Source organism: Nocardioides sp. (genome assembly GCF_031422975.1).
GTDB lineage: Bacteria > Actinomycetota > Actinomycetes > Propionibacteriales > Nocardioidaceae > Nocardioides.
Genome location: NZ_JANPEO010000552.1, coordinates 1 through 13,991 on the forward strand (window position 1 = coordinate 1; position 13,991 = coordinate 13,991).

The following is a 13,991-nucleotide window of genomic DNA, read 5'->3' on the forward strand; positions in this document are numbered from 1 at the left end:
GCTCACCCTTGGTGCCGCTCGCGCCGGCCAGCTTGGTGGCCTCGTTCACGAGCGTGTGCAGCTGGGGGTACTTCTCGAAGTGCGGAGGCTTGAAGTAGTCGGTCCACAGCACCCACAGGTGGTGCTTGACGAGCTCCGAGCGCTGCTCCTTGATCAGGATCGCGCGGGTGCGGAAGTCGGGGTCGTCGTTGTCGGCGACCTTGGCGATGATGCCCTTGATGGACTCGGCCTCGATGCGGGCCTGGGCGGGGTCGTACACGCCGCACGGCAGGTCGCAGTGGGCCGAGACGTCGATGGTGGGCGCGAAGAGCTGGAACATCGCAGTCCTCTCAGATAGGGGAGATCTCTCGTTCGCTGCGACACTACTCCGCGTGAAGAGGCCGATGCAGCGGGGTCCTGCGTGCCTGCTCGGGCGGTATGGCATGGCCGTCGTCCACGGTCGATCGATGGCACCGACGCTGGCCGACGGCGACCGGCTGCTGGTGTCGTACGCCGCAGCGCCGGCCGCAGGCGACGTCGTTCTGGCGCGGTTCGCGGACGGCACGCTCGCCGTCAAGCGCGCCGTGGAGCCGCGGTTGACGCGGTCCGGCGACCGCGGCTGGTGGCTGCTGAGCGACAACACGACGAGGGCGTCGACTCCCGCCACCGGGGCCCGGTGGAGAACGAGTCCGTGCTGGCCGTCGTCCGACTGCGACTGTGGCCTTCCCCACGCCTGGTGTGATGCGGATGGGACGGCCCGGGTCGCGTGGGTGAGCTGTGGAAGGATCGGGGCATGGAACCGGAGTCGCACCCCTTCGCCGGTGACCCGGTCTTCGACCTGCATCTCGGCGGCAAGATGGAGACGGTCTCGACGGTCGCGCTGACCGGTCGAGACGAGTTGTCACTGGCCTACACGCCCGGCGTCGCGCGCGTCTGCGAAGCGATCGCTGCTGACCCGAGCATGACCCGCCACTACACCTGGGTGCCCAACACCGTCGCCATCGTCACTGACGGCACGGCGGTCCTGGGGCTGGGCGACATCGGCCCGGCCGCGGCCATGCCGGTGATGGAGGGCAAGGCGGTCCTGTTCAAGCAGTTCGGTGGCGTCGACGCCGTGCCGATCTGCCTGGCGACCACCGACGTGGAGGAGATCATCGAGACCGTCGAGCGGCTCGCCCCCAGCTTCGGCGGGATCAACCTCGAGGACATCTCCGCACCCCGCTGCTTCGAGATCGAGGAGCGGCTCAAGGCCAGCCTCGACATCCCGGTGTTCCATGACGACCAGCACGGCACCGCGGTCGTTGCCCTGGCTGCGCTCACCAACGCCCTGCGCCTGACCGGGCGCACCCCCGAGGGCACCCGCGTCGTGATCTCCGGGGCTGGTGCGGCGGGCGTCGCGGTCGCCCGCATCCTGCTCGGCGCCGGCGTGCGCGACCTCGTCGTGATCGACCGCCAGGGCGTGCTCAGCTCCGTGCGCTCGGACCTCACCCCGGTCAAGGCCGCGCTCGCGAAGGACACGGCCGACAACTTCGGGCGCAGCGGCACCCTGGCCGACGCGATGGCCGGCGCCGACGTCTACATCGGTGTCTCCGGTGGCACCGTGCCCGAGGAGATCGTGGCGTCGATGGCGCCCGACGCGATCATCTTCGGCCTGGCCAACCCGACCCCCGAGGTGCACCCCGATGTGGCCCACAAGTACGCCCGCGTCGTCGCCACCGGTCGCTCGGACTTCCCCAACCAGATCAACAACGTGCTGGCCTTCCCGGGGATCTTCCGCGGTGCCTTCGACGTGCACGCGACCGCGATCACCGAGAACATGAAGCTCGCCGCCGCGACGGCGCTCGCCGACCTCGTCGGCGACGACCTGGCCGAGGACCTCATCATCTCATCGCCCTTCGACCCGCGGGTGCCGGGCGCCGTACGCCAGGCCGTGGCCGAGGCCGCCCGCCGCGACGGCGTCGCACGGCTGTGACCACCTCGCTCCTGGCCTGACCGTCATGGAGAAGTGGGAGTCGGACGTCCAGGCCGAGCTGGAGCGCCGACGGGCAGCTCGGCGTCGTGCAGCGGTCCCGGATGGCGCCGGGACATCGAGGGCGCCAGAGGCCCGTCGAGTCCTGGCCGCTCGAGGGCATCCCGGCCGCCGGGGCGCTTCGATCGACCGCTGACGACATGCTGCGCTTCCTGTCCGTCCAGCTGATCACGACGCGACCGAGCTGGCCGACGCGATCCGGCTCACGCACGTGATTCGAGAGGACCCCAAGCTCACCATCGGCCTCGGCTGGCTGCGGCTGGACAAGCCGCGCCTGCTCGGCGGGTGAGTAGCGCCGACTCGGCGGGTGAGTAGCGCCGACTCGGCGGGTGGTTGGCGCCGACTCGGCGGGTGACGCGGGAGTCGGACGGCCCCTTCGCTAGCGTGGGCGACATGTTCGCCGTCTACGCCGATGCCTTCGCCTCCGACGACCCGCTGTCCGGCCTCGTGGTCGGTGAGCGCCCCGACCCCACGCCGCCCGACGGCTGGACGACGGTCACGGTCAAGGCCGCCAGCCTCAACCATCACGATCTGTGGTCATTGCGAGGCGTCGGCCTCAAGCAGGAGGCGCTGCCGATGATCCTCGGCTGCGACGCGGCCGGGCTCGACGAGGACGGCAACGAGGTCGTCGTGCACGCGGTCATCAGCGACCCCACCTGGAGCGGCGACGAGACCTTCGACCCGAAGCGGTCGCTGCTCTCCGAGCGGCACCAGGGCACGTTCGCCGACAAGGTCGTGGTGCCGCGGGCCAACGTCATCGCCAAGCCGGCCTCGATGAGCTTCGAGGAGGCCGCGTGCCTGCCGACGGCATGGCTGACGGCCTACCGGATGCTCTTCACCCAGGGCGGGCTGAAGGCCGGCGACACCGTGCTGGTGCAGGGTGCCGGCGGAGGAGTCGCCACCGCCCTGATCACGCTGGCGCGCGCCGGCGGGCTCAGGGTGCTGGCCACCAGCCGTGACGAGGGCAAGCGGGCCCGGGCCCTGGAGATCGGCGCCCACGAGGTGTTCGAGTCCGGTGCCCGGTTGCCGGTCAAGGTCGATGCGGCGATGGAGACCGTCGGCCGCGCGACCTGGTCGCACTCGGTGCGATCGCTGCGCCCCGGCGGCAAGATCGTCATCAGCGGGACCACGAGCGGACCGAAGCTCGACGACGCAGAGCTGACCCGCATCTTCTTCCTGCAGCTGCAGGTGATCGGCTCCACCATGGGCACCCGCGGCGAGCTGGCGTCGCTGGTCAACCTGCTCGATGCGACCGGCACCCGGCCGCTGATCGACCGCATCCTGCCGATGGAGCAGGCCCCTGAGGGCTTTGCCGCCATGGCCGAGGGCGACGTCTTCGGCAAGATCGTGCTGACCCGATGAACGTCGGTCGATGAGGACCCATGTCCTGACCGGGGCCACGTCCGGCATCGGCGCGGCGCTGGGCCGTGCGCTGGCCGAGCGGGGCGATCGGCTCGTGCTGCTGGCGCGGAGCGAGACGACTGCGGCGGCCCTGGCGCTCGACTTCCCGCAGGCGCAGGTGCTCTTGGTGGACCTGGCCGATCCCGGCACCCTCAACGGCCTCGGTCGCCAGGTCGAAGGCCGGGTGGACTCGCTGCTGCAGGTCGCAGGCGTGGTCGAGCTGGCCCCCGTGTCACGGCTGCGGCTCCATGACTGGCAGGAGCAGCTCGCGGTCAACCTCACGTCGCCGGCGGTGTTGACCCGGGAGTTCCTGCCGCACCTGCGGGAGAGCCGGGGGATCGTGGTCTTCGTGAACTCGTCGGCCGGCCTGACGGCGAACGCGGAGTGGTCGGCCTACGCCGCGTCCAAGTTCGGACTCCGCACGCTGGCCGATGCGCTGCGCGCCGAGGAGGTCGAGCACGGCGTCCGCGTGACCACGATCTATCCGAGCCGGACCGCCACCCCGATGCAGCAGAAGGTGCACGAGCAGGAGGGGCGCACCTACGACGCCTCGCGATGGATCAGCCCGGAGACGGTGGTCTCGACGGTGCTGCACGTGCTGGACCTGCCGGTGGATGCGACGATCCCTGACCTCACGGTGCGTCCGGTCGTGCCGCGCCCCGGCACCTGAGGCTCAGTCGGCGCTCTCGAGGACGAAGATGCGCACGTCGCGACCGGTGATGCGCTGCTGGTACTTCTCGTAGCCGCCGTAGATGCCGGCCGCGCGAGCCATCACCCGGGCGCGCTCGGCCGGCGTGGCCGGTCTGGCGGTGACGGCGGCCGTGACGTCGCGATAGCGCACCGCTGCGCGCGGCTCGGACTCGAGATTGAGCACCCACGCCGGCGTCTTCGGCTGGCCGAAGTTGGTGCCGAGAAGGGCCAGGTCGTCGCCCATCGGGATGGAGATCAGGTGGCTGGTGCGCGGCTGGCCCGACTTGCGGCCCGTGGTCGTCAGGTCGAGGACGGGCAGGCCGGCCAGCAGCCCCGGCGCGGAGTGCTTGCCACCGGTCAGCCGCAGGACGGCCTCGTCGAGGTGGCGCAGGAACTTCGAGAACAGCCATGCGCCCGGTCGGGTCGAGGAGAAGCTCTGCACCAGGCGCTGGAACGCGTTTGCGTCGCGGTGGCCGTAATTCAGGTCGGCGGAGAGGCTCATGGGGCGAGATTGCCACAGGCTCAGCGCCGTGACCGCCAATTGAGTGCTCCGACCATCAGCATCCGCAGCTGGGTGCGCGTCTCGGCCAGGATCCGCGCCTCCGCGGCGGGTTCCTCGATCAGGCGCTCGGCCGTGGTGACCACGAACGACACGATGAGGTCGGCGAGCAGGTTGAGGTGCTCGGTGGAGAATGCCCGGCCGCCCGGGACCCGCGCGACGTCGGTGGCCAGTTCGCGGGTGATCAGCTCGATCTCGTGCCGGATCGCCTCGCGCACCCGCGGGGGACCGGCTGCCCGCTCGCGCGCGATGAACGCGTAGTGCGCGCGGTGGGCGCGCACATGGTCGGCCAGCACGGGCAGGGAGCCGTCGATGTAGTCCTGGAACTGCGGGGAGCGGAGCCAGACGTCGCGCAGCAGTCCCCGCAGCGACTCGAAGCTCTCGTCGACCAGCGCCAGGCCCAGTGACTCGACGGAGTCGAAGTGACGGTAGAAGGCGGTGGGCACGATGCCGACCTCCTTGGCGACCTGCCGCAGCGAGATGGCCACCAGGCTGGAGTCGTCGGTCAGCGCGAGGGCGGCGTCCAGGATCGCGCGGCGGGTGCGTTGCTTGCGCTCGCTGCGGGTCTCGATCACCTCGCCCAGCGCTCCAGTCATGATCGCGATCGTAGACCAGGGTGGTGAGTGGACGACTGTGCACGGGGTGCTGTAGATCACGCCCGGTCCATGTTGACCGCGAGCGCGCAATCCCGGCAGACTTTGGGTGAACATACGTTCACTCAAACTTCGGAAGGAGCCTCCCCATGGCACTCGTCACGACGCTGTTGAGGTCGAGGACTGCCGCCGCGCTCGCCTCGCCGCACGGCGTCGACCACTACCTCGAGCGGCTCAACCCCATGTGGGCCGCGCACGACGTGCGGGCCCGCGTGGTCGCCGTCCTCCGTGAGACCGACACCCCGGGCGCCTGTGTCGCCACCGTCACCCTGCAGCCCACCGGCACCTGGCGAGGGCACCGGGCCGGGCAGTACGTCCAGGTCGGCGTCGACCTGCCGGGCGCCGCCCGCCGGCTGACCCGCTGCTTCTCCATCTCCTCGGCAGCCTCGTTGCCCGGGGAGCAGATCACCCTGACCATCCGTGCGCGCGCTGAGGGACAGGTCAGCAAGTTCCTGGTCCATGACGCGCGTCCGGGGCAGATGGTGCACCTGAGCCAGGCGGGCGGGGACTTCACCCTCCATGAGAGCGCGGCCACGCCGACCAACAACCGGTTGCTCTTCATCACCGGCGGGTCGGGCATCACGCCGGCCATGTCCATCGTGCGCACCCTGTTGAGGGACGGGTACGCCGACCGCGCCAACCGCAAGGTCACCTTCCTGCACTTCGCGCGCAGCGGAGCCGACCAGATCTACGCCGCCGAGCTGGCCGAGATCGCGGCCGCCGACAACCAGGTCGACGTGCACCTGCGGCACGGTGGCCAGAGGTTCAACGAGCTCGAGCTCGGTGGCCTGGTGCCCGGCTTCCGCGACACCGACACCTGGGTCTGCGGCCCGGAAGGGCTGGTCGAGCTCGTCATCGATGCCTACGCCGGCTCCGACCGCCTACGCGTCGAGCTCTTCAAGGCGCCGCTCGGGCCACGCACGACCGACGAGGACGCCGGCTCCGCCGAGGGTGACGTCAGCTTCACCCGCTCCGGCGTCGCGGGCGCCAACACCGGTGCTCCGCTGCTCGAGCAGGCCGAGGCGCTCGGCCTGACCCCGGAGTTCGGCTGCCGGATGGGCATCTGCTTCAGCTGCACCGCCCGCAAGACGGGCGGCACCGTCCGCAACATCATGACGGGCGAGGAATCCTCCGGGCCCGACGAAGACATCCGCATCTGCGTGAGCGCGCCCGCCGGCGACTGCTCCGTGGACCTGTGAAGGGAGTCGCATGACCACCACCCTGACCCGTGACCAGCTGGACGAGTTCGGCCGCGAGCTCGACGCCATCCGCCAACGCGTGATCGCCGACCTTGGCGAGGAGGATGCGGCGTACATCCGTGGCGTCGTCAAGCGCCAGCAGCAGTTCGAGGTCGCCGGCCGTGCGCTGTTCTACCTGCCGCCGGCCTGGCCGCTCGCGGTCGCGGCGCTGTCGGTCTCCAAGATCTTGGAGAACATGGAGATAGGCCACAACGTGATGCACGGCCAGTACGACTGGCTGGGCGACCCCAAGCTGAACTCGCGCATCTACGACTGGGACAACGTGTGCCCGGGCGAGCAGTGGAAGTACAGCCACAACTACATCCACCACACGTTCACCAACGTGCTCGGCAAGGACCGCGACATCGGCTACGGCATCCTCCGCATGGACGAGGACCAGCCGTGGCACCCCTACTACCTCGGCAACCCGGTCTACGCGCTCGGCCTGATGCTGTTCTTCGAGTGGGGCGTCGCCATGCACGACCTCGAGGTCGAGAACCTCGTCAAGGGCACCCGCGACTGGGAGCAGAACAAGTCCCTGCACGCCGGCATCATGCGCAAGGTGCGGCGCCAGGCGCTCAAGGACTACGTGCTGTTCCCCGCACTGACCGGACCGCTGTTCCCGCTCACCCTGGCCGGCAACGCGACCGCCAACCTGATCCGCAACGTGTGGGCCTTCAACATCATCTTCTGCGGCCACTTCCCGGCGGGGGTGGCCACCTTCACCGAGGAGGAGTGCCTCGACGTCGATGGGCCAAACGGTCCCGAGGAGTCGCGCGGACACTGGTACTACCGGCAGCTGCTCGGCTCGGCCAACATCGAGGGCAGCCCCCTGTTCCACCTCATGAGCGGCAACCTCAGCCACCAGATCGAGCACCACCTCTTCCCCGACATCCCGGCCCGGCGCTACCCCGAGATCGCCGTCGAGGTCCGCGAGATCTGCGAGCGCTACGGCCTGGCGTACAACACCGGTTCGCTGAGCAAGCAGCTCTTCAGCGTCGCACGGAAGATCTGCACGATGGCGCTACCGACCCGCGCCACGTCTCACGAGACGACCTCGGTTGCCGAGCCTGCGATCGCCGCGTGACACTGGCGTCATGACCCGGCTGAGCAAGAACGAGATCCGCAAGGACGCTGTCCAGGACACCGTCGCGGCCGCCGCGACCGCGGTCGGGCAGGTGACCACGATCATCACCGGGGCCGTCAAGGACGTCGCCGGCTCCATCGGTGGCTTTGCCACTGAGGTCTTCGAGATCCGCGAGTCGGCGAAGAAGGCTCACGACGACGACGCCTGAGGACTGAGCGCTGCTCAGTCCTCGGGGTCGTCCAGGCGCGCCAACCAGGTGGCGAACCGCTCGATCGGCGTCTCGAACTCGGGGAACGTGTCGACGAACACCTGCAGCTGCTCAGCGAGCCAGGCCAGGGTGACTTCCTCGTCACCCCTGCGCTTGTCGAGCTCCTCGAGACCCCGGTCCGTGAAGTACATCGGTGCCTGAGACCCTCAGTAGTCGCGGGCCGGGGAAGCCGCCGGGGACGCGAACGCCGAGTCGAGGAGCGACTTCTGCTCCTCGGTGTGACGCTTGATCGTGCCCACGGACGGCGATGCGGACTCCGGACGCGTCACCGGCTCGACGGTGAGGTCGAGGCTGGGCCACACGTTGAGCTGGTAGTGCGGCCACGGACCCATGTTGACCGGCTCGTCCTGCACCCAGCGGATCGCCTTCAGGTGGGGGTACCTGGCGATCTCGGCGCGGATCTCGTCGACCGGGCGCGGGTACAGGCTCTCGATACGGCCGATGGCGAAGCTCTCGCCGCTCTCGCGCTTGGCCCGCTCCACCATCAGGTCCCAGGTCACGCGACCTGAGCAGAGCAGCAGCGTCTCGACCTTCGCGGGGTCGGCGGTCTCGTCGCCGATGAAGGGACGGAACGTCGTGTCGCCGGTGAAGTCGTCGGGCTGCGAGGCCGCCTCCTTGCGCTTGAGCATCGACTTGGGTGTGAAGACGATCAGCGGGCGGTGCTCCTCACCCAGCGAGTGCCGGCGGAGCAGGTGGAAGTACGACGCCGGCGTCGAGGGCTGCGCGACGACCATGGCGTCTTCTGCGCACATCGTCAGGAAGCGCTCGATCCGGGCCGAGCTGTGGTCGGGACCCTGGCCCTCGTAGCCGTGCGGGAGCAGCACCACGACGCCGGACTGCTGGCGCCACTTGGTCTGACCGGCGGAGATGAACTCGTCGATCACTGTCTGTGCGCCGTTGACGAAGTCACCGAACTGGGCCTCCCACAGCACCAGTGCATCGGGACGCGCCACCGAGTAGCCGTACTCGAAGCCGAGCGCGGCGTATTCGGAGAGCAGCGAGTCGTAGACGTGGAACTTGGCCTGGTCCTCCGTGAGGTTGGTCAGCGGGGTCCACTCATCGGCGTTGTTGCGGTCGATGATGGTGGCGAAGCGCGAGACGAAGGTGCCGCGACGCGAGTCCTGACCGGCCAGCCGCACCGGCCGTCCGTTCATCAGCAGCGAGCCGAAGGCGAGGATCTCGCCGGTGCCCCAGTCGATCGGGCCGCTGGTGATCGCGGTCGAGCGGCGCTGGAGCTGCGGCATCACCTTGGGGTGGACCGTGAAGCCCTCCGGCGGCGTGACGTAGGCGTCCGCGATCCGCTTGAGGACCTCCGGGGGGACTGCCGTGGTGAACTCGCCGGCCGGCTTGTCCGGATAGTCGGGGACCGTGGTCCACTCCGAGACCGCGTCGTTGCTTGCCTCGCGGACCTCGGTGAACACCCGCTCCAGCTGCAGCTGGTAGTCCTTGAGGACCTGCTCGGCCTCCTCGACGGTGATGTCGCCACGGCCGATGAGGGACTCGGTGTAGAGCTTGCGCACCGAGCGCTTCTGCTCGATCAGGTCATACATGAGCGGCTGGGTGTACGACGGGTCGTCACCCTCGTTGTGTCCGCGGCGGCGGTAGCAGACGAGGTCGATGACGACGTCCTTCTTGAACGCCTGACGGTATTCGAAGGCGAGCCGGGCGACGCGGATGCACGCCTCCGGGTCGTCACCGTTGACGTGGAAGATCGGCGCCTGCACCATGCGTGCGACGTCGGTGCAGTAGAGCGACGAGCGGGAGGATCCCGGCGAGGTGGTGAACCCGACCTGGTTGTTGACGACGACATGGATGGTGCCGCCGGTGCGGTAGCCGCGCAGCTGCGACAGGTTGAGCGTCTCAGCGACGACCCCCTGGCCGGCGAACGCCGCGTCGCCGTGGACGAGCAGCGGCAGCACGGGGTAGTCGGCGCCCTTGTTCAAGACGTCCTGCTTGGCGCGGGCGATGCCCTCCAGGACGGGGTCGACAGCCTCGAGGTGCGAGGGATTGGCCGCGACGGAGACCTTGATCGTGTCTCCGCGCCCGGACAGGAAGATGCCCTCGGCGCCGAGGTGGTACTTCACGTCACCGGAGCCCTGGACCGTGCGCGGGTCGATGTTGCCCTCGAACTCGCGGAAGATCTGGCTGTACTTCTTGCCCACGATGTTGGCCAGGACGTTGAGCCGGCCGCGGTGGGCCATCCCGATCGTGACCTCGTCGAGGCCGACCTCGGCGGCGGCCTCACAGATCTCGTCGAGGACGGGGATGGTGGTCTCGCCACCCTCCAGGCTGAAGCGCTTCTGGCCGACGAACTTGGTCTGCAGGAAGGTCTCGAAGGCCTCGGCCTGGTTGAGCTTGAGCATGATCCGGAGCTGCTCCTCACGGGGCGGCTTGGTGTGCGGCTGCTCGACCCGCTCCTGGATCCACCGGCGCTGCTCGGGATCCATGATGTGCATGTACTCGATGCCGACGGTGCGGCAGTAGGAATCGCGCAGGATCCCCAGCACGCTGCGCAGCTTCATGAAGCTGCGAGCGCCACCGAACTCGCCGGTGGCGAACTCGCGGTCGAGATCCCACAGCGTCAGCCCGTGCTCCTCGACCTCCAGGTCGGGGTGGCTGCGCTGCTTGTACTCCAGCGGGTCGGTGTCGGCCATCAGGTGTCCGCGCACGCGGTAGGAGTGGATCAGCTCGAGGATGCGGGCCTGCTTGCTGACGTCCTCGTCGTGGCTGGCCGAGACGTCCTGGGCCCAGCGGATGGGCTCGTAGGGGATCCGCAACGCGCGGAAGATCTCGTCGTAGAAGCCGGCGTCGCCGAGGAGCAGCTGGTGCACGGCACGCAGGAACTCGCCGGACTGCGCACCCTGGATGACGCGGTGGTCGTAGGTGGACGTCATGGTCATGATCCGCGAGACGGCGTTGCGGGTGAGGGTCTCCTCGGACGCGCCCTGGAACTCCGGCGGGAAGTCCATCGAGCCGACGCCGATGATCGCTGCCTGCCCCTGCATCAGCCGGGGCACGGAGTTGTTGGTGCCGAGACCGCCGACGTTGGTGAGGCTGACCGTCGTGCCGGAGTAGTCCTCCATCGTCAGCTTGTTGTCCTTGGCCTTGCGCACGACCTCCTCGTAGGCCGTCCAGAACTGGGCGAAGTCCATGGACTCGCAGCCCTTGATCGACGGGGCCACCAGCTGGCGCGTGCCGTCCGCCTTCTGCTGGTCGATGGCCAGGCCGAGGTTGATGTGGGCCGGCGTGACCATCGTCGGCTTGCCGTCGACCTCGGCGAAGGTGTTGTTCAGGGCCGGCTGGGTCTTGATGGCCTTGACGATCGCGTAGCCGATGAGGTGCGTGAAGGAGACCTTGCCGCCGCGCGCTCGCTTGAGGTGGTTGTTGATGACGATGCGGTTGTCCCACAGCAGCTTGACCGGGATGTTGCGCACGCTCGTGGCGGTCGGCACGGAGAGCGAGAGGTCCATGTTCTTGGCGGTCGCGGCGGCGATCCCGCGCAGCACGGTGTGCTTCGGCTCCTCGCTCGCACGAGCCGGCGCGGCCGGCTTGGGGTCCTTGGCGACCGGCGTCGTCGTGCCCGCAGCGGGCTCGGCGGCGGCAGCGATGGGCCGCGGCTTCGCCTGGGCGGCCGGAGCAGGAGCAGGAGCAGGCGTCGGGGTCGGGGCAGGCGCAGCGGCCGCGGGCTTGGCCGCGGCGGGCGCGCTCGTGGTGGCCGTGGCGACGTGTCCATTGGTCGAGAAATAGGCGGCCCACTCCGGTGTGACGCTGCCCGGATCCGCGGAGTACTGCTCACGCATCTCGTCCACGAGCCACTCGTTGGCTCCGAGGTCGGAGGACGGTGCGACGGCAGAGTTGCCGGACTGATCGGTGGGGGACTGCGGCACGGCTTGCTTCGCCTCTTCCTGATAGGCACGACTGGGATCTGGGATCGGTTCTCAAGGCTAGTCGCACACGCGCACAAATGCAGGGCCGGAGGGGGTGTTTGGGGCAAGGTGTCATCAGCACCACATGCACCTCTGGCACCAGATGCGCCACTACTGGAGAACCAATGCGAACTGTCCTCCCGGGTCGACCCCCACGGGCCCGGGGCCTGGCCGGCACCCTGCTGCTGAGCCTCGCCCTGATCATCAGCGCGGTCCTGTCCGGATGCAGCGACGAGTCGCGCCCCTCGACACGTCGCACCGCAACCCACGTCGTCGTCACCACGCCCGCCGAGCTGGCGACCACCGCCGAGATCGGCCGGATCGTCGGCCGGCTTCCCGGCACCCGCCGCAAGTCCGTGCGCAAGGAGGTCACCAGGGTCGTCGATCGTTGGTGGGAGGCCGCCTACCTGTCGACTGATCGCGCCTCGGCCGGCCTCTCCGGGGCCTTCCCCGGGTTCACTGCGGGTGCCCGCAGGCGGGCGACGTACGACCGGGAGCTGATGACCAACGCGGATCTCGCCGCCGACTCGCTCACGCCGCTGATGCGCAAGGTGCGGCTGGACCTGCTCGCGGTCAACGCTCGCGCCCGATCGGTGACCGCCCGCTTCGATCTCCGCGTCCGCACCACCGGTGAGCGTACCCGCCGCCTCCAGGTGCGCGGGCGACTCTTCCTCACGCGCAGCGCCAGGGGCTGGCAGGTCTTCGGCTATGACGTCTCGAAGGGGTGGCTGTGATGTCTCGCCCGACCGGGGGGCTCGCCCGCGCCCTGCGACTGGGCGTGCTCGCCATCGTCTTGATGGGGGCGGCGGTCGTCGTACCCGACTCGAGCGTGCAGCCCGCCGATGTCGAGCTCGTGCGCATCAAGCGCGCCGGCGGTGTCTCCGTGGGACCGGACGTGATCTGGATCCTCGCCGTCGGTTCGGACGCGCGGCCGGGGGAGGACATGCTGCACAGTCGCGGCGATGCGCTCCAGCTGGTGGGGATCAACACGAAGACCGACGCGGCCACGGCGATCGGGGTGCCGCGCGACTCCTGGGTCGCGATCCCCGGCCACGGGATGGAGAAGATCAACGCGGCTCTCTACTTCGGCGGACCCTCGGCGATGGCCGGTGCCATGGCCAAGCTGACCGGCGTCAGCCCCGACTACGTGATGGTCACGCGGTTCCCGTTCTTCGAGAACATGATCGACGACATCGGCGGCATCGAGGTGCGCAACCCACGCGCCTTCACCGACCCCTACCTCAAGCGGGACGGTTTCAAGTCCGGTCGGATCCATCTCGGAGGCTACGACGCGATGGCCTTCTCGCGCATCCGCAAGTCGTTGCCGGGCGGCGACTTCGACCGCTCGGCCAACCAGCAGCGGACGCTGCGCGGCATCCATGCCCGCATCCGCTCGCAGGCCGACCGACCCGGCTTCATCGAGCGTGGCGTGATGACCGTGCTCAAGCACCTGTCGACCGACCTCGGCCCGGCCGAGCTCTACGAGCTGGCGCAGGCGGTCGCCCAGGTCGAACCCGGCAAGATCACGACGTGTGTGATCGGTGGCCGGATCGGCGCGGTCGGTGGTCAGAGCGTGGTCTTTCCCGACGTGGCGCAGGCCCGGCGGCTCGGCAGTGCCGCCAGGGCCGATGCCACGTTGAAGGGCTGCTGACCCGGCCTCGTCAGCGGGGGTATCAGCGGGGGTAGATGTGGCCGTCGGCCAGCGCGAGGTCGAGCACGACCGCATCGGCGAACAGCTGCACCCGCAGGCCGATCGACTTGGCGCCGTACTTGCTGTCCACGACGAGCTGGCGCTGGATCAGTCCGGCACCACCGGGCAGCTCGACGGTCTGACCGACGCCGGGTACGGCGATGGGCTGCCCCTGGAAGGTGATCGAGCCGATGCTCGAGGCGACCGTCGACCGTACGGTCCTGCCCTCCTTGCCGCGCATCGCGACCCTGCTGAAGACATCGTTGATCTCGAGGCCGACCCGGGGCACGGAGGTGTTGGCGATCCGGACCGAGGAGAAGCCCTTGGCGAGATCCGACTTCCCCTGCTGGCTGCCGCTGTGTGAGTAGGTCACTCCGGTGACGCGCGCCACCAGTCCGCCGAGCACGCCGGCCGCGGGCACGTGATAGCTCAGGGTCCGCCCGCGCGTGCCCTCACACGGGATCGACTTGT

Annotated in this window: 15 protein-coding genes; 9 read left to right on the forward strand and 6 right to left on the reverse strand. The window is 69.3% G+C overall.

Annotated features, from left to right (window positions below):
• The coding region (gene sodN, locus RMO85_RS16485; protein WP_310529807.1) for a superoxide dismutase, Ni at positions 1 to 319 on the reverse strand (319 nt) is incomplete at its 3' end.
• A 127-nt stretch (positions 320 to 446) separates the two neighbouring features.
• Here sodN and RMO85_RS16490 point away from each other — a divergent pair.
• The 4 genes from RMO85_RS16490 (at position 447) to RMO85_RS16505 (ending at position 4,079) form a co-directional block, all read left to right on the forward strand.
• Positions 447 to 863, forward strand: a complete 417-nt coding sequence (locus tag RMO85_RS16490) for a S24/S26 family peptidase (RefSeq protein WP_310529808.1) — start codon at positions 447 to 449, stop codon at positions 861 to 863.
• Complete coding sequence (locus tag RMO85_RS16495) at positions 773 to 1,951, forward strand: NADP-dependent malic enzyme (RefSeq protein ID WP_310529809.1); 1,179 nt, start codon at positions 773 to 775, stop codon at positions 1,949 to 1,951. Before RMO85_RS16490 ends, RMO85_RS16495 begins: the two co-directional genes overlap by 91 nt.
• 450 nt (positions 1,952 to 2,401) lie before the next feature.
• Positions 2,402 to 3,370: a zinc-binding dehydrogenase gene (locus tag RMO85_RS16500; protein WP_310529810.1), complete on the forward strand. Its 969-nt coding sequence runs from the start codon at positions 2,402 to 2,404 to the stop codon at positions 3,368 to 3,370.
• A 10-nt stretch (positions 3,371 to 3,380) separates the two neighbouring features.
• Complete coding sequence (locus RMO85_RS16505; protein ID WP_310529811.1) at positions 3,381 to 4,079, forward strand: SDR family oxidoreductase; 699 nt, start codon at positions 3,381 to 3,383, stop codon at positions 4,077 to 4,079.
• A gap of 3 nt (positions 4,080 to 4,082) precedes the next feature.
• On the opposite strand, the gene RMO85_RS16510 is transcribed toward RMO85_RS16505, so the two are convergent.
• The gene (locus RMO85_RS16510; protein ID WP_310529812.1) at positions 4,083 to 4,601 is read right to left on the reverse strand and encodes a nitroreductase family deazaflavin-dependent oxidoreductase; all 519 of its coding nucleotides are present in this window, start codon (positions 4,599 to 4,601) and stop codon (positions 4,083 to 4,085) included.
• Between the two features lie 20 nt (positions 4,602 to 4,621).
• Positions 4,622 to 5,254 carry a TetR family transcriptional regulator gene (locus RMO85_RS16515; protein ID WP_310529813.1) on the reverse strand — a complete coding sequence of 211 codons (633 nt, stop codon included), beginning with the start codon at positions 5,252 to 5,254 and terminating at the stop codon, positions 4,622 to 4,624.
• 146 nt (positions 5,255 to 5,400) lie between these two features.
• On the opposite strand from RMO85_RS16515, the gene RMO85_RS16520 reads away from it, so the two are divergent.
• Genes RMO85_RS16520 through RMO85_RS16530 form a run of 3 tightly spaced genes read left to right on the forward strand, consistent with a single transcriptional unit; the run spans position 5,401 to position 7,844 of the window.
• Positions 5,401 to 6,510 carry an iron-sulfur cluster-binding domain-containing protein gene (locus tag RMO85_RS16520; protein ID WP_310529814.1) on the forward strand — a complete coding sequence of 370 codons (1,110 nt, stop codon included), beginning with the start codon at positions 5,401 to 5,403 and terminating at the stop codon, positions 6,508 to 6,510.
• 10 nt (positions 6,511 to 6,520) lie between these two features.
• Complete coding sequence (locus RMO85_RS16525; protein ID WP_310529815.1) at positions 6,521 to 7,636, forward strand: acyl-CoA desaturase; 1,116 nt, start codon at positions 6,521 to 6,523, stop codon at positions 7,634 to 7,636.
• A 10-nt stretch (positions 7,637 to 7,646) separates the two neighbouring features.
• Positions 7,647 to 7,844, forward strand: a complete 198-nt coding sequence (locus RMO85_RS16530; protein WP_310529816.1) for a hypothetical protein — start codon at positions 7,647 to 7,649, stop codon at positions 7,842 to 7,844.
• A gap of 14 nt (positions 7,845 to 7,858) precedes the next feature.
• Here the strand turns inward: RMO85_RS16530 and RMO85_RS16535 are convergent, their stop codons facing one another.
• On the reverse strand, positions 7,859 to 8,035 hold the full coding sequence (locus tag RMO85_RS16535) for a DUF6104 family protein (protein WP_310529817.1): 177 nt from the start codon (positions 8,033 to 8,035) through the stop codon (positions 7,859 to 7,861).
• Between the two features lie 15 nt (positions 8,036 to 8,050).
• Positions 8,051 to 11,791: a multifunctional oxoglutarate decarboxylase/oxoglutarate dehydrogenase thiamine pyrophosphate-binding subunit/dihydrolipoyllysine-residue succinyltransferase subunit gene (locus RMO85_RS16540; RefSeq protein ID WP_310529818.1), complete on the reverse strand. Its 3,741-nt coding sequence runs from the start codon at positions 11,789 to 11,791 to the stop codon at positions 8,051 to 8,053.
• A 164-nt stretch (positions 11,792 to 11,955) separates the two neighbouring features.
• Here RMO85_RS16540 and RMO85_RS16545 point away from each other — a divergent pair, with 164 nt between their 5' ends.
• A complete protein-coding gene (locus RMO85_RS16545) occupies positions 11,956 to 12,564 on the forward strand; it encodes a hypothetical protein (protein ID WP_310529819.1) in 609 nt (202 codons plus the stop codon).
• Positions 12,564 to 13,481 carry an LCP family protein gene (locus RMO85_RS16550; protein ID WP_310529820.1) on the forward strand — a complete coding sequence of 306 codons (918 nt, stop codon included), beginning with the start codon at positions 12,564 to 12,566 and terminating at the stop codon, positions 13,479 to 13,481. Before RMO85_RS16545 ends, RMO85_RS16550 begins: the two co-directional genes overlap by 1 nt.
• A gap of 22 nt (positions 13,482 to 13,503) precedes the next feature.
• On the opposite strand, the gene RMO85_RS16555 is transcribed toward RMO85_RS16550, so the two are convergent.
• Positions 13,504 to 13,991 (reverse strand): hypothetical protein (locus tag RMO85_RS16555; RefSeq protein WP_310529821.1); only part of this gene is annotated, 488 nt, incomplete at its 5' end.

Coding starts and splice junctions, on each gene's coding strand:
- RMO85_RS16505 (WP_310529811.1), top strand. CDS start 3,381: ATGAGGACCCATGTCCTGACCGGGGCCACGTCCGGCATCGGCGCGGCG.
- RMO85_RS16495 (WP_310529809.1), top strand. CDS start 773: ATGGAACCGGAGTCGCACCCCTTCGCCGGTGACCCGGTCTTCGACCTG.
- RMO85_RS16525 (WP_310529815.1), top strand. CDS start 6,521: ATGACCACCACCCTGACCCGTGACCAGCTGGACGAGTTCGGCCGCGAG.
- RMO85_RS16520 (WP_310529814.1), top strand. CDS start 5,401: ATGGCACTCGTCACGACGCTGTTGAGGTCGAGGACTGCCGCCGCGCTC.
- RMO85_RS16545 (WP_310529819.1), top strand. CDS start 11,956: ATGCGAACTGTCCTCCCGGGTCGACCCCCACGGGCCCGGGGCCTGGCC.
- RMO85_RS16530 (WP_310529816.1), top strand. CDS start 7,647: ATGACCCGGCTGAGCAAGAACGAGATCCGCAAGGACGCTGTCCAGGAC.
- RMO85_RS16535 (WP_310529817.1), bottom strand. CDS start 8,035: ATGTACTTCACGGACCGGGGTCTCGAGGAGCTCGACAAGCGCAGGGGT.
- RMO85_RS16490 (WP_310529808.1), top strand. CDS start 447: ATGGCACCGACGCTGGCCGACGGCGACCGGCTGCTGGTGTCGTACGCC.
- RMO85_RS16510 (WP_310529812.1), bottom strand. CDS start 4,601: ATGAGCCTCTCCGCCGACCTGAATTACGGCCACCGCGACGCAAACGCG.
- RMO85_RS16515 (WP_310529813.1), bottom strand. CDS start 5,254: ATGACTGGAGCGCTGGGCGAGGTGATCGAGACCCGCAGCGAGCGCAAG.
- RMO85_RS16550 (WP_310529820.1), top strand. CDS start 12,564: ATGTCTCGCCCGACCGGGGGGCTCGCCCGCGCCCTGCGACTGGGCGTG.
- RMO85_RS16500 (WP_310529810.1), top strand. CDS start 2,402: ATGTTCGCCGTCTACGCCGATGCCTTCGCCTCCGACGACCCGCTGTCC.